This is a genomic window from Agrobacterium sp. NPDC090273 (genome assembly GCF_044772305.1).
Lineage (GTDB): Bacteria > Pseudomonadota > Alphaproteobacteria > Rhizobiales > Rhizobiaceae > Agrobacterium.
The window spans coordinates 170430-183459 of the sequence record NZ_JBIVYN010000001.1 but is presented as its reverse complement, the minus strand read 5'-3'; the positions used below and the strand labels follow the sequence as shown (position 1 = coordinate 183459).

The window sequence follows — 13030 nt, the reverse complement described above, 5'->3', positions numbered from 1 at the left end:
AGCGCCCCGTTTTCATCCGCCTCGATATTCTTCCGGTATGCGGCCATTCACCACGCTTTGCAACCACCTGATACCCCTTATCCTAAGGGGATTGCTGGCGTATCGGCATATCCAGGGCGTCAAATGCATCATCCGGCAAGTGGATTTGCGACCACAAAGCCTTTATGCTGGACAGCGTAACAGGAATGGACACACGACCATGAGAGACTTCGATATCGCCATCATCGGTGCAGGACTTGCCGGCCAGATCGCCGCGATCGCACTGGCACGCGCAGGACGGCATGTCGCGCTTGTCGCGCCGGCGGCGGCAAGGAAGGATCGGCGCACGACGGCATTGATGGATCAGTCGATCCGCTTCATGGATCGCCTTGGCCTCTGGTCGCGCATCGTCCCCTCCGCCGCACGTCTTTCGACCATGCAGATCATCGACGGGACGGATCGCCTGCTGCGTGCACCGACCGTTCAGTTCCGCTCTTCCGAAATCGGCCTGGATGCCTTCGGCTGGAACATTCCCAATGAAGCACTGCTGTCGGTTCTGCACGACGCCGTCGCGCAGGAGCACAATATCAGCCGCTTCGATGGCACGGCCGCAATGATCGATATCGGCAATGACCGGGTTTCGGTGACGCTGGAAAGCGGCGAAACGGTCTGCGCAGCATTCCTGATTGGCGCCGATGGCAGAAATTCGAAGGTTCGTGAAACTGCAGACATCGGGGTAAAAACCTGGTCCTATCCGCAAACCGCAATCGTACTGAATTTCACCCACACGCGCCCGCATGAGCAGATTTCGACGGAATTTCACACACCGACCGGCCCTTTCACCCAGGTACCCCTCCCCGGAGACCGCTCCAGCCTTGTCTGGGTGGTCAAACCCGCCGAGGCTGAAGAGCTGACGTCTCTGTCCCTGGCCGATCTTGGGCTGCGGATTGAAGAGCGCATGCAATCCATGCTCGGAACCGTCACGGTTGAAGACAGCGTTCAGGCCTGGCCGCTTTCATCGATGACGGCGCATCATTTCGGCAAGGGGCGCGTCGCGCTTGTCGGCGAGGCTGGCCATGGCTTCCCGCCAATCGGTGCGCAGGGCCTCAACCTCAGCCTGCGCGATATCATTGCCCTGACGGACCTGCTGGGCTCGACCTCTGACAAGCCGATCGCTGCGGATGCCGGAAGCCGGTTCGACCGCAAACGGCGCGCCGATGTCTACAGCCGCACCCTCAGCGTCGATCTTCTGAACCGCTCGCTGCTTTCGGATATGCTGCCCATGCAGGTGGCGCGCGCTGCGGGATTGCATGTACTGTCCGGCATCGGACCTCTGCGCAGCCTTGTCATGCGCGAGGGCATCGAGCCCGGACGCGGCCTGAAGGCACTGCCCTCCCTGTTATGGAGCGGCCTTAAAAGGGCTGTATGAAATAAAGCACGGCCGTCAGCGTAAAGACCGACAGAATGGTCGAGATCAGGATGGTGGCTGACGCCCTCTCCTGCCAGACATGATATTGCTGGCCGATGACGAACACATTCGTCGCGGTCGGCAATCCCGCAAGGAGAACGGCGGAGTAAATCCAGACAGGCTCGAACCGCCCAAGCGCGGTAAGGAAGACGTAAACCAGAACAGGATGCAGGATCAGCTTTGCCGGCACGATATAGCTGATTTCAACGGGTACACGCTTCATCGGCCTGAGCGCCAGCGTCACGCCCATGGCGAACAACGCACAGGGTGCTGCCGACTGTGCCAGATAATCAACGAGACGCTGCAGAGGCTCCGGCGGCTGCCACGAAAAGGCTGCAGCAGCAAAGCCGGCAATGACCGAAACGATGAACGGATGGGTCAAGACCTTTCGCGTTACATCCAGTGCGAGTCTGGCCGGAGAGCGCTTGTCGCCGCCGGAAAAAGCCATCATCGCCGGCGCCACGATGAAGTGCATCGCATTCTCCAGGCAGACGATTAGCGCAACAGGGACAGCCGCCTTTTCGCCAATGGCAAGAAGGGCAAGGCCCGGCCCCATATAGCCGATATTTCCGTAACTTGCGGCAAAACTCTGAATCGTTGTCTCAGCAAGACTGTTGCCCCGCAAGAACCGGCCGATGAGGAAAACCAACACGAATATGCCATAGGTGCAGACGAGACTGGCAGCGACAAAATCCATGCGCGCCAGTTGTTCGACAGGGGTTTTCGATACGAGCTTGAAAAACAGCGCCGGTAGCGCGGCATAGATAATGAAGATATTGAGCCAGCCCATCGCTTCGATGGGCTGTTTGCTGATGCGCGCCGCGACATAACCAATGAAGATCAGGCCGAAAAACGGCAGCAACAATCCCACGATGGCGGCCACGGCCTGCTCCCTTCACATCATTCAGAGCAGATTCCGATTAGCCGATTTGCATCAGAATCGGGAAAGTCTCCTGAAACCAGATCGCCATATTGGTGATGAAACCCGACATGAACGCAAGGCCAGTCAGGACCAGAAGCGTTCCCATGATCTTTTCCACGAGACCGAGATGACGGCGGAACCGCACGAGGAATCGCATGAAGGAGCCGGAAAATCCGGCCGCGATCCAGAACGGCACGGCAAGGCCGAGCGAATAGACGGCAAGCAGCGTCGCACCGTCTCCCACAGTCTCGCGCGACGCCGCCACGCCGAGAATGGCACCGAGGACGGGACCGATGCAGGGGGTCCAGCCAAACGCGAAGGCAAGTCCCATGATGTAGGCGCCGGAAAGCGTGGCCGGCTTGCCACTGCCCTGAAAGCGCGCTTCGCGCGAAAACAGCCCTATCCTGAAGACACCCAGAAAATTCAGTCCCATCAGAATGATGATGGCGCCGCCGACCTTTGCCAGAATATCAAGATTCTGACGCAGCAAGGTGCCGATGGTTGACGCGCCTGCCCCGAGCGCCACGAACACCGTAGCGAATCCCAGCGTAAAGAAGAAGGCGGATAACAGCACCGCCTTGCGAATCTCTGGCTGCGGCGCGCTGTCCTGGGTTTTGAACTGCTCGACGGACACACCGGCCATATAACAGAGATAAGGCGGCACCAGCGGCAATACGCACGGGGAAAGAAAGGACAAGGCACCAGCCAGCAAGGCGCTGAACAGGGAAATATCGGCAATGGACAAGGAAAAGCTCCTCTTTCGTCTGCCCGCTTTTAGCCCTAGCAAAGCCTTGTCACCAATCACCTTTTTGCGGGTGCGACAAAAAAAACCGGAATGATTGTGAAAAGCGCTTTTTATGGGTTGACCGGAGAGGTCGCTCTACCTATGTTCCGCCCACTTCCGCAGGGCGCTTCGCCCGACACACGGGAGAGCGTAGCTCAGCCGGTAGAGCAACTGACTTTTAATCAGTAGGTCCAGGGTTCGAATCCCTGCGCTCTCACCACTTTTCCAAAGAAGTTTCAGTGAGATAGAAGACGGCACGAACGTTCGCTTAACGTTAGGTCATGCTTTTCAAATTTCAAAAAATGCGGCCCGCCTGCCATCAGGCGAGCGCAGGAAATGAGCTTCTGAAAAAAGCTGTTTCAACAGGCCTTCAAGGCGCCCCGCATCGGTCATCCTCATAGAAACGCGTACACATACCTGGCAATGTTGTCGTACATGCTCGACAGATAAGCAGGGATACGCCTGAGGCGGGTAAACTTGCTGCCGCGATAGTCGATTCTGGAGGCAATCAATGAATCAGGGTTGCCAAAAGGAAGAAGGTCTTTGTCTGTAACAAATACCCGCGTTCCATAACTCCATCCATTTTCCAGAACCCGATCAAACGGCAACGTCATCAATTCGGCCTTTTTCAGCAAATGCTCTGCTGCACTGCGAGAAACGAGATAACATGCAGCCGAACCTTGCGGGCCGTAGATGCAGCGTCCCACCGTATCGCCGAGCGAACTCGTCACCCTGCCCCGGAAACCGCCGCGGCGATGATTGGTGAGCTTCACTATCGAATTTTCAGGCGTAACGGCGACAATGGCTTCGACCCTGGCGCCGAAGTCTGCTGAGAACGAAACGTCGTCCTCGACAATGACGGCGTAAGGCGCATCGCTCTCGAGAAAGATCCGTATTGCCTTCAGATGGCTGGCATAACAGCCATATTCGCCGGGCAAGGCATGGCGGCCGTTGCGCAATTCAAAACCGGGCCTGTCAAAACCAGTCCACTGATCGGCGGGGATCGCCTTGCCGTCAACTCCTTCGATCGGCCTTAGATTCAAGCCCAGACCGGACGCGCCATCCAGCATCTTTTCAAGACGTGCACGCGCTCGTTCAATGGAGATGATGTAGATCGGGAACTGATATGTCGTCATGTGGGGGGTACCAGATATCAAGACAGTCTCCCTAACACCACCGGACACGACAAAACAGTCCCTCCCCGCAGGAATGTCGGGAAGGAATACCAGCCAGGAATGACTTTGAGAATCAGACGGAAAATTACTTTCGCGAAGCTGTGCGGCGGCAGCGCCAGTTCCAGTCGCGTGGCTCACCCGTGTCGAGATGCACCGATTCCGTATGGCAATAGGTGCCAACGCCACCGCGATTGGGAAGCGAGCGCAGATAGGTCGCAAGCTCCCACTTGGAAACACCCTTGATCTGAATATCGGCCGCGTCGCAGGTATAATGCTTGGAACCGCGCCGAACGCCCTTTGGCGGCCGGTAACCGGAGGTGATGATCGCCGGGCTGTTATAATGACCCTCGACGTCCTTGATCATCTTTACGAGTTCGGGCTTGAAGCATCCGACCTCGACGCGATCCGTCTGGAGAAACAGCCCGTTTGGTGCAATGCGCGTCAGGCCGGAAAGAGACGCAAGCTTCATCAGGCCTGTAGGCTGGTCGTCTTCTTCATCAAGATGCGCATCGTCGAACTCATCCGACATCATCGAGCGACCGGAAAGCGCAATGCCCATGGTATCGACATCACCATTTGGGAGTGCAGCCACTTCCTTGCTTTCCGCAGGGCCGCTCTCCAGCGCTTTCGGCAGCCGTTTTTTGGCGGCGCCAGCAAAAAATGCCGCCATCGTCACGCTGTCGGTCGAGCCTTCGGGCTTAGGCGTGCCCGTCGAAGCGGGAACCGGTACAGCCGCGGCCACTTCCGGTGCAGCCTGAGGCACAGGCACCGGCTGGCTGTTCTGCGAATGCTGCTCTGCCGTCACCGGCACTTGCTGCTGTTGAACCTGCTGAGGTGCGGAATAAACGCTGCTGACAGCAGGGACGATTCTCTGCCCCGGAACGGCGCTCGGCTGGGTGCCGGTGCCTGCGGGAACTGCGACAGCAGCCGTCGCGGCTGATCCCGTGGAATAAATGCTCGTCGTCCCTGCCGAAATACCCGTGGGTTGCGTCACAAGACCGCCGATATCGGCCGGCGCGCCATAGACCTGCCCCTGGGCACCTTGCGGTTGTTGAGCGAGTTGAGCATTTGCGGCCGCAGCGCCAGCACCTGCTGCCGAGACCATTGCCGGGTCGACATAATGTCCCTGCTGCTTTGAGGCAGGGCTGCCATTGGCAGCCGCAACCTTTTGTTCTGCAACAACTTCCGGCTTTTTGACGTCGGCCGCCATCTCATCATCCGTCACGGCTGAAACGCAGCCTGACAGACCGAGCAGCGAAACCGCGACGACGAGGCGGTGACAGGAAGCGCGCCTTCTCTTGCCGTCGACAGTCTTCATGAATGGCCTCCGTATCTTGTATTTCCAGCCGCAGCACGGGAACGGAATCGCCTGCGTCGTCCCAAAACGGAACATGTCGTTTCGATTCGCGGACTATGCCTCATCCTGTCGGGACAAGGCAATAGCAGCAGAAACCGCACTGACCGGCGGGAACTTACGTCACCAGGAGCCGGTGTTTTCCATAGATATCCACGGTTCGGCTGGTGCGAGGCTTTCGCCTTTTTGCAGAATTTCGATGGAGATGCCGTCCGGAGAGCGAACGAAAGCCATGTGACCATCACGCGGTGGACGGTTGATCGTTACGCCATTGGCCTGAAGGTGCGCACAGGTTTCGTAGATATTGTCGACCTCATAGGCCAGGTGCCCGAAGTTGCGACCACCCTTGTAGTCTTCGGTATCCCAGTTGTAGGTCAGCTCAAGGCAGGGCGCCTTGTTTTCCTTTGCCGCAGCAACATCATCGGGGGCCGCGAGAAAAACCAGCGTGAAGCGGCCTTTTTCGTTTTCAATCCGGCGGACTTCCTGAAGGCCGAACAGATCACCGTAGAATTTCAGTGATTCGCCAAGGTCTTTGACGCGAACCATGGTGTGCAGATACCGCATTTTATTCCCTTCCAATATGCATTCCGGGATATTCCGGCCCGCTTTTGCAGCCAGGAAGCAAGCCCCGGACAAGGACGGCAACATAAAAGCACTTGGGCAAATCAAAAACTAGGGCTTGCGCAAAACCGTTACCAAGATGTTAATCTGCGGCACAGGAATCAGTTGACCGATAGTGTGGCGCGTAATCGAGGGGTTGGCAGGATATGGCTGATAGGATGTCATCGAAAACGATAGTCGATGTCGAGGACCTTTCGGGCGATGCCGTCGATCTGACCGAAATCACCGGCGTGGTGAAGTGGTTCGATGTCGCCAAGGGCTTCGGCTTTATTGTTCCCGATAGCGGCATACAGGACGTGCTTTTGCACGTGTCATGCCTGCGACGCGACGGGTACCAGACAATTCTCGAGGGTACGCGCATCGTTGCCCTGATTCAGCGGCGTGACCGCGGTTTTCAGGCATTCCGCATCCTGTCGATGGATCAATCGACAGCCGTTCACCCTTCGCAGCTTCCGCCGGTGCGCACTCACGTTCAGGTCACGCCGTCGAGCGGGCTTGAACGCGCTATCGTCAAATGGTTCAACCGCACGAAGGGCTTCGGCTTCCTGACGCGCGGCGAAGGAACGGAAGACATTTTCGTTCACATGGAAACGCTGCGCCGCTTTGGCCTCACGGAGCTTCGTCCCGGCCAGGTCGTTCTGGTTCGTTACGGTGATGGTGACAAAGGCCTGATGGCGGCGGAAATCCATCCGGACAATCCGGCGCCAATCGGGATGGCGCACTGATGATCGCGACACGTCGCATGTTGGGAAGCGCCTTTGTGGCGCTTCTTTTTGTTGTTGCGGCCAACAATGCCGTCGCCCAGCAAAAATTCTCGACCGAAACGCTGACAATCGAATCCGCTTCGGGTGAGAAACATGAATTTACTGTCGAACTGGCCCTGGACGATGCCCAGCGCCAGCAAGGGCTGATGTTCCGCAAGACGATGTCTCCGGACAAGGGCATGCTGTTCGACTTCGGTGAAGAGCGCAATGTGACGATGTGGATGAAGAACACCCTTCTCGCGCTCGACATGCTGTTCATCGGCCGCGACGGCAAGATCAGCCACATTCACGAAAATGCAGTTCCGCATTCGGAAGCCATCATCAGCTCCCGCGGCGCCGTGAAATATGTTCTTGAACTGAATGGCGGCAGTGCAAAACGCTACGGCATCAAGACCGGCGATGTCGTTCGAAGCCGCCAGATCGGCAATTAAACCGATATGGGCTGCCGGGTGCATCTTCACCCGGCAAGAGGGTTTCAGTAAACTGGCTCGACGTGGCTCAGAATACGGCACGTCGACATGGACGAAGCCAGGCTGATGGCGATATCGATCGCTTCAACGGAATCAGCCGTTCCTTCAAGATAGATCACATCATTTTCGGCGATTGCCGAAATCTGCGACTTTTCGAGTCCGGACTCAAATGCCAGTGCGGATGTGATCGCCTGGCAAACGCCAGCCATGCGATCGCCGAAAAAGCTTTCCTGTATACCAGACAGATTGAACATGATGCGTTCTCCTTCTCTAGGGACAGTAACGTCTCAAAAACCGATTTGTTCATCTCCGGTTCATCAATTCGTTCATCTTCCATTCATCTTGGAAAATTGGAACCCCCTTTTCGATCACATTTTCGAAGGTCTGGAACCATTTCGTGAGGCCGGCATTTCGCGGCTGTAGCAGGAAAGGAGGAGGTTATGCTCATTGACAAGACGCAACCGTGTCACCATGCGCTGTGGATGAAACCGGTGGCCATCCACCTGCCGCTGTCCGCAGCGGTAGAAATCTACAGCCCCTTGGTGGCGCTAGACATGCTGATGTACCGGTGGCCGGAAGATCACGGGCCGGAATATGCGCAGGCACGGAAGAACTGCCTGGCAGCAGTTTCGGGAAGATGTGACATTGAATTGGCACGGGAATCGTTCCTGATTGCCAGCAGTCACGCCCACATTCTGAACGTCCACTGACATGCCTATAGCCCTTCTGTCATGAAGGGCTCTTTTCTCTTTTCACATCTTCATGAAGACACGGCTTGTGAGAAACCCGCTCACGGGCGCGATGCGCATGCCGTGTGACATGTGGCTGTCACGCAAACGTTATAATCGGCAGAGACGAATTCCATGGAATCGCCCGGCCAATGCGCCGTGAAAATCTCGGGAGTGGAACTGTACGGCATGGAAACAGTCTTTGGCTTTTGCGCAGCTCTGCTTCTGGCTTTCAATCTCCTCGGCATGGGTTTGGCAGGCTGGCGTCTTTCTCGACCAGGCGGCGGAAACGAACTCACCCGCCAAAAACCGGCGGTCTCCGTCGTGATTCCCCTGCGCGGTATCGAAAACTTCACGCCGCTCACCCTCGCCCGCGCCTTCCAGCTCGACTGGCCGAATTATGAACTGCTGTTTTGTGTGGCTGACGAGTTCGATCCCGTCATCCAGGAAGTCCGCAAGGCGCAAGCCGCGTTTCCCATGGTTCCGGCGCAATTGCTTGTTGGCGATGACCGGATCAGCGCCAATCCGAAGCTGAACAATTGCGTCAAGGGCTGGCGCGAAGCGCACCATGACTGGGTCATTCTCGCCGACTCCAACGTTTTGATGCCTGAGAATTACATCGAGCGGCTGTTGTCGGCCTGGCAGAATGATACGGGCCTTGTCTGCTCGCCACCCCTCGGCTCCCGCCCGGAAGGCTTCTGGGCACATGTGGAGTGCGCCTTCCTGAATGGCTCACAGGCCCGCTGGCAATATGCGGCGGAAGCCATCGGCATGGGTTTTGCCCAGGGCAAGTCGATGTTGTGGAACAAGCCGATGCTGGAATCACGCGGCGGCATTCGTGCTCTGGCGGCAGAAATCGCCGAAGACGCCGCCTCGACCAAGCTCGTGAGACAGGCTGGCCTCAAGGTCCGTCTGGTCTCCTCCCCCTTCGAACAACCACTTGGAGAACGCCGTGGCGCCGAAATCTGGTCTCGGCAGACACGATGGGCAAGATTGCGCCGCGTGACCTTCCCGCAATATTTCGCCCCTGAGATCCTGACCGGCGCACTTCCTCCGCTGGTCCTTTCACTGATCGCCGCAAGCCTTGCCGATATTGACCTTGTTGCAACGACGCTTGCGGTGATCGCCATCATGTATGGGCCGGAACTGACGCTTGCGCTGCTGAAGGGCTGGCCAGTGTCTTTCCACACCCTGCCCGCCATGATCGTCCGCGATCTCACCATGCCGCTGATCTGGGCGCGAAGCTGGATCGGTGCACCAGTCGCCTGGCGCGGTAACGTCATGACGATCGGCACAGCGGAGAGCACACTGGCAGGCCCGTCAAGCGAGCGTTGAGACCAATCTCTCCAGAAGCGCCGACCAAAAAGCTCAGGCTCCGCAGAAGCCGCGCCAAATGCAAACGGCCCTTTCCTCACGCCATTTCAGGGACGCATGGAAAAAGGCCATACAATCAGAAACTTCGGAGAATAGTGGCGACCCCTGCAGGACTCGAACCTGCGACCTACTGCTTAGAAGGCGTTAGATCGCATTGTATCGAGAGGTGTCTTTTGACACCATAACGCATCTAACACATTGAAACTATTGACCTATATCCATTTCCTTGCTGAAATCTCCATGGAAGCAGGGGTAGTGGTTTTCGCCTGACGTTGCCCAGGGAGTTGCCCAGCACCGACACACTCACAGGAGGTCAAGATGGTTCGAAAAGTTTTTACCGAAGCTGTAATCGAGAGGCTGGAGAGAAGACGCAACGGCCGCAGGTACGACCTTATGGATAAGGATGTCCCGGGACTAGCGATCCGGGTCGGAAAAGAGAAGACATTTATCCTCGTCTGTCGCCTCCCGAATAAAGATAATCCATCAAGACTTACAATCGGCACTTACCCCAAAATGTCAGTGGATGAAGCCCGAACCACCGCAAGAGAGTGGAACGTATATATCCGAAACGGACTCGATCCCCGGGTGGCACTTAAACAAATAGCCGACCAAGAAGAGACAAAGCGACGCCAAACGTTTCATTCGCTACTCGTTGACTACATGAGCACGCTACCGCGGAGGGAGCGGAACAGGCATGCGAACAGGGACATTGGACTATTCAAACGGAGCCTCTTAAATCCGAAACATAACAAGTTCCTCGAAACACCAGCGGCGGATGTAACAGACCTTCACATCACAGCCCTCATAGAAGAAATCCGAGATAGACCAGCACGTGTCGAGGCAATTCAGTGCTTGAAGCATTTGAGGATGTGCTTCCGTTGGGCTCGATCTCCAAAACGAAGAGAACACTACGGAATCAACGTCAATCCGACAGCGGAACTCACCGTTCAAGAACTCAGTCTTTTCATAAGGTCCCGAAGCCGTCATCTCGATCCACGAGAGATCCGCGCCCTACTTAAAGCAATCGATAAGATGGGGTATCCGTTCGGGAGCTATTGCTACATGTTGTTGCTAACAGGACAACGAAAGGACGATGTCGCTGGACTGACGTGGGCAGAGATCAATTTCCATGAGAATTTGTGGACGATCCCATCAGCGCGGTACAAAACTGGGGTCGATCAGTTCGTACCTCTCTCGAGGCAAGTACGAGATCTATTAGTTGACATACGACAAGGTCTTCCTGGGCAATACGGGCCATTCGTATTTTCCTTCACCAACGGAACCACCAAAATCAACTGCTTTTCACGTGCAGTGAACAGGCTTCGTGAGCTTGGACAAATCGAATTCTCGACCGAGAACCCGGGCTTACGTATACCTCACTGGACACTTCACGACTTTCGTCGAACAGTAAGAACGAAATTAGCCTTCTTACAGATAGCGCCTCATGTTTCTGAGGCTGTTCTCGGCCATGGAAAGATCGGCATCCAGAAAGTCTATGATCAGTATCTGTATCTAGGGGAAATGGATGACGCGCTACAAAAATGGGCGGATTATGTAGAGCACCTGAAGGCATCCGGACAAAGCCCGGAGATCGGTGACAACTACTCCCTAAGCCGAAAAAATCCTAAGAAAATTCCACCAAAACCGAAACCCGCCTTACTTATCGACCTTAAGAGAGGTGCGCGATGACGCGAGAGGAGCTATATGACCTGGTTTGGTCCATGCCTGGGACACAAGCTGCAGAGCAAGTATGCGTGTCTGATGTATACCTTGCCAAAATTTGCATTGCACTGAATGTTCCCAGACCACCTCGAGGGTATTGGGCGAAGGTTCGAGCCGGTATACACGGAGAAAAGCCGGCGCTACCACCTGCCTCTCCGCTAAGGCCCAACAACTGGGGGGGACCGGCCCGGGGGCGCAGCGAGAATCTCTCGCCACTGTATCGTCTCGCGCCGAAATTAGACGACATTCCATCAGGTGTGGCAATTCGCCATACGCGGGAAGCTCTCACAGACGCTACATCTGATGCTAACGGATATCTGAAGCCTAGGCGGAGGAATACGCTGGACCTGATAGTCTCCGTGCGTACGCTCGAGCGCTCCTTGAGTTTGTTTGCGGAGTTAATCTCCACCCTCGATAAAAGAGGATATGCAACTCTCATTGCCTCAGCACGTGGCACGACGTTGAGAAACCTCGTCGATCCCAGATATCCGAAGAGTGAGAAACAACCACTGTCTGCTCCCCTTTGGAGGACCTTATCACCGACTGTTTGCGACATCGGTGGCATCCCGGTCGGGCTGGCCTTGGTCGAGAACTGCGTAATGCAAAATATGAGATACGTGGGATACGGTAAGTTTGAGCCCCAACAACCTGGCTTAGACCGGCATATCGTCGGCCATTCTTGGACGCAGCAGTCGTGGATACCGTCGCAGTCGCTGCAACTAATTGCCTGCGCTCGAATTGGAGGCATCGATCGCGAATTTACTTGGACTGAGATTGAAGACAGAAACTGTTTCAGAAAATTGGACACGATAGTCAACCAACTAGAAACATTCGCTGCAGCAGACCCTATTCCGAACTCACCGTAGGCAATACTGCTGCAGATTGCACTGATCTCCTTTCTGCAACGGCAGGACCTCTCTCTTTGTTCGACGGAAGGAACACGATCCCATTCGCCTCGAGGGCTCTGCGAACAATCATTATGCTATCTGCGGTGATATTCTCTTCGCCTCGCTCCATGCGCGCAACTATCTGCCTGCTCACCCCGGAACACGCAGCTAGCTCCTCTTGACTAATTCCAAGAAGAGCTCGAGCGGCACGCATCGTGCGCGTAATTTCAGAAATCGAATCCATGTTCGCATCCCAGCCGACATCGTATCCTGTTGTCAACAATTAAGGATTCACACGGTCAGGCGAAAAATGTCTTTTGTTACAGATGAAACGCACGTCGGGTACAACGCGCTACTTCATTGAGTTGAGGCGGACAAACCCTTCAGCAAACATACCCACAGAGTCAGCTTCGTATCACGACGAAGCGAACACGGAGTCGTCGTTGGTACCGGATTGCTCGCGACTGATTTTCTACAGTTACGGTCGCGAAAGCACAGAACCCTTCTTTGCGGATCTCCCCACAGTCGACAATGCTCGATATCAGTGAACTTCTTCGTGAAAATTAGGCGGTTTAGCCAAAGCGACAGTGGGAGCACGAAGACACATGGAAGCCCTGCGAGCGCCTGTCCTCGCCCCCAAAGGCGCTCAGTAGCTGTTCAGCGACCGCTACTAGCCTTCAGATCTGCGTCGCGGATAACGTAAGGACCGCGGAGGGTCTCTGGGCGCTCGAGCACGTTTTTGACAGCGTCTCTCATAATCGCGCGCAGTTCGTCGCCACGCT

General features: G+C 55.9%; 13 protein-coding genes and 1 tRNA gene. 7 read left to right on the top strand and 7 right to left on the bottom strand.

The window, feature by feature from the left end; translation table 11 throughout:
• Positions 1-199: 199 nt before the first annotated feature.
• A complete protein-coding gene (locus ACIQT8_RS00925) occupies positions 200-1408 on the top strand; it encodes a UbiH/UbiF family hydroxylase (RefSeq protein ID WP_400962430.1) in 1209 nt (402 codons plus the stop codon).
• Here the strand turns inward: ACIQT8_RS00925 and ACIQT8_RS00920 are convergent.
• Both ACIQT8_RS00920 and ACIQT8_RS00915 read right to left on the bottom strand, forming a co-directional pair.
• Complete coding sequence (locus ACIQT8_RS00920) at positions 1392-2330, bottom strand: AEC family transporter (protein ID WP_138793842.1); 939 nt, start codon at positions 2328-2330, stop codon at positions 1392-1394. The two genes, ACIQT8_RS00925 and ACIQT8_RS00920, sit on opposite strands and share 17 nt — an antisense overlap.
• Before the next feature lie 37 nt (positions 2331-2367).
• Positions 2368-3114, bottom strand: coding sequence for a cytochrome c biogenesis CcdA family protein (locus ACIQT8_RS00915; protein ID WP_138793843.1), 747 nt, complete (start codon positions 3112-3114; stop codon positions 2368-2370).
• A 183-nt stretch (positions 3115-3297) separates the two neighbouring features.
• On the opposite strand from ACIQT8_RS00915, the gene ACIQT8_RS00910 reads away from it, so the two are divergent.
• Positions 3298-3373: transfer RNA gene (locus tag ACIQT8_RS00910), tRNA-Lys, on the top strand.
• Positions 3374-3548: 175 nt separating this feature from the next.
• On the opposite strand, the gene ACIQT8_RS00905 is transcribed toward ACIQT8_RS00910, so the two are convergent.
• The 3 genes from ACIQT8_RS00905 to gloA all read right to left on the bottom strand — a co-directional run bounded on the left by ACIQT8_RS00905 (position 3549) and on the right by gloA (position 6246).
• The gene (locus ACIQT8_RS00905; protein WP_400962427.1) at positions 3549-4289 is read right to left on the bottom strand and encodes a glycosyltransferase family 25 protein; all 741 of its coding nucleotides are present in this window, start codon (positions 4287-4289) and stop codon (positions 3549-3551) included.
• Between the two features lie 124 nt (positions 4290-4413).
• The gene (locus ACIQT8_RS00900; RefSeq protein ID WP_400962424.1) at positions 4414-5646 is read right to left on the bottom strand and encodes a YcbK family protein; all 1233 of its coding nucleotides are present in this window, start codon (positions 5644-5646) and stop codon (positions 4414-4416) included.
• 159 nt (positions 5647-5805) lie between these two features.
• Positions 5806-6246, bottom strand: coding sequence for a lactoylglutathione lyase (gene gloA / locus ACIQT8_RS00895; RefSeq protein WP_262522664.1), 441 nt, complete (start codon positions 6244-6246; stop codon positions 5806-5808).
• A gap of 203 nt (positions 6247-6449) precedes the next feature.
• Here gloA and ACIQT8_RS00890 point away from each other — a divergent pair, with 203 nt between their 5' ends.
• Together ACIQT8_RS00890 and ACIQT8_RS00885 are read left to right on the top strand one after the other, a co-directional pair.
• Entirely contained in the window at positions 6450-7028 is a 579-nt protein-coding gene (locus ACIQT8_RS00890) for a cold-shock protein (RefSeq protein ID WP_138793846.1), read from the top strand.
• Positions 7028-7498, top strand: coding sequence for a DUF192 domain-containing protein (locus ACIQT8_RS00885; RefSeq protein WP_138793847.1), 471 nt, complete (start codon positions 7028-7030; stop codon positions 7496-7498). Before ACIQT8_RS00890 ends, ACIQT8_RS00885 begins: the two co-directional genes overlap by 1 nt.
• A gap of 44 nt (positions 7499-7542) precedes the next feature.
• Here the strand turns inward: ACIQT8_RS00885 and ACIQT8_RS00880 are convergent, their stop codons facing one another.
• A complete protein-coding gene (locus tag ACIQT8_RS00880; RefSeq protein ID WP_138793848.1) occupies positions 7543-7791 on the bottom strand; it encodes a BON domain-containing protein in 249 nt (82 codons plus the stop codon).
• Positions 7792-7977: 186 nt separating this feature from the next.
• On the opposite strand from ACIQT8_RS00880, the gene ACIQT8_RS00875 reads away from it, so the two are divergent.
• The 3 genes from ACIQT8_RS00875 to ACIQT8_RS00865 all read left to right on the top strand — a co-directional run bounded on the left by ACIQT8_RS00875 (position 7978) and on the right by ACIQT8_RS00865 (position 11328).
• Positions 7978-8247, top strand: a complete 270-nt coding sequence (locus tag ACIQT8_RS00875; RefSeq protein ID WP_138793849.1) for a DUF982 domain-containing protein — start codon at positions 7978-7980, stop codon at positions 8245-8247.
• Between the two features lie 207 nt (positions 8248-8454).
• Entirely contained in the window at positions 8455-9600 is a 1146-nt protein-coding gene (locus ACIQT8_RS00870) for a ceramide glucosyltransferase (RefSeq protein WP_400962417.1), read from the top strand.
• Between the two features lie 357 nt (positions 9601-9957).
• Positions 9958-11328, top strand: coding sequence for a tyrosine-type recombinase/integrase (locus ACIQT8_RS00865; RefSeq protein WP_400962414.1), 1371 nt, complete (start codon positions 9958-9960; stop codon positions 11326-11328).
• Between the two features lie 879 nt (positions 11329-12207).
• Here the strand turns inward: ACIQT8_RS00865 and ACIQT8_RS00860 are convergent.
• Complete coding sequence (locus ACIQT8_RS00860; protein WP_400964325.1) at positions 12208-12462, bottom strand: helix-turn-helix transcriptional regulator; 255 nt, start codon at positions 12460-12462, stop codon at positions 12208-12210.
• Positions 12463-13030 lie beyond the last annotated feature (568 nt).

Bases quoted from the DNA above. Each gene is read 5' to 3' on its own strand.
- ACIQT8_RS00880 (WP_138793848.1), bottom strand. From the start codon at position 7,791: ATGTTCAATCTGTCTGGTATACAGGAAAGCTTTTTCGGCGATCGCATG.
- ACIQT8_RS00905 (WP_400962427.1), bottom strand. From the start codon at position 4,289: ATGACGACATATCAGTTCCCGATCTACATCATCTCCATTGAACGAGCG.
- ACIQT8_RS00900 (WP_400962424.1), bottom strand. From the start codon at position 5,646: ATGAAGACTGTCGACGGCAAGAGAAGGCGCGCTTCCTGTCACCGCCTC.
- gloA (WP_262522664.1), bottom strand. From the start codon at position 6,246: ATGCGGTATCTGCACACCATGGTTCGCGTCAAAGACCTTGGCGAATCA.
- ACIQT8_RS00875 (WP_138793849.1), top strand. From the start codon at position 7,978: ATGCTCATTGACAAGACGCAACCGTGTCACCATGCGCTGTGGATGAAA.
- ACIQT8_RS00890 (WP_138793846.1), top strand. From the start codon at position 6,450: ATGGCTGATAGGATGTCATCGAAAACGATAGTCGATGTCGAGGACCTT.
- ACIQT8_RS00870 (WP_400962417.1), top strand. From the start codon at position 8,455: ATGGAAACAGTCTTTGGCTTTTGCGCAGCTCTGCTTCTGGCTTTCAAT.
- ACIQT8_RS00860 (WP_400964325.1), bottom strand. From the start codon at position 12,462: ATGCGTGCCGCTCGAGCTCTTCTTGGAATTAGTCAAGAGGAGCTAGCT.
- ACIQT8_RS00925 (WP_400962430.1), top strand. From the start codon at position 200: ATGAGAGACTTCGATATCGCCATCATCGGTGCAGGACTTGCCGGCCAG.
- ACIQT8_RS00885 (WP_138793847.1), top strand. From the start codon at position 7,028: ATGATCGCGACACGTCGCATGTTGGGAAGCGCCTTTGTGGCGCTTCTT.
- ACIQT8_RS00865 (WP_400962414.1), top strand. From the start codon at position 9,958: ATGGTTCGAAAAGTTTTTACCGAAGCTGTAATCGAGAGGCTGGAGAGA.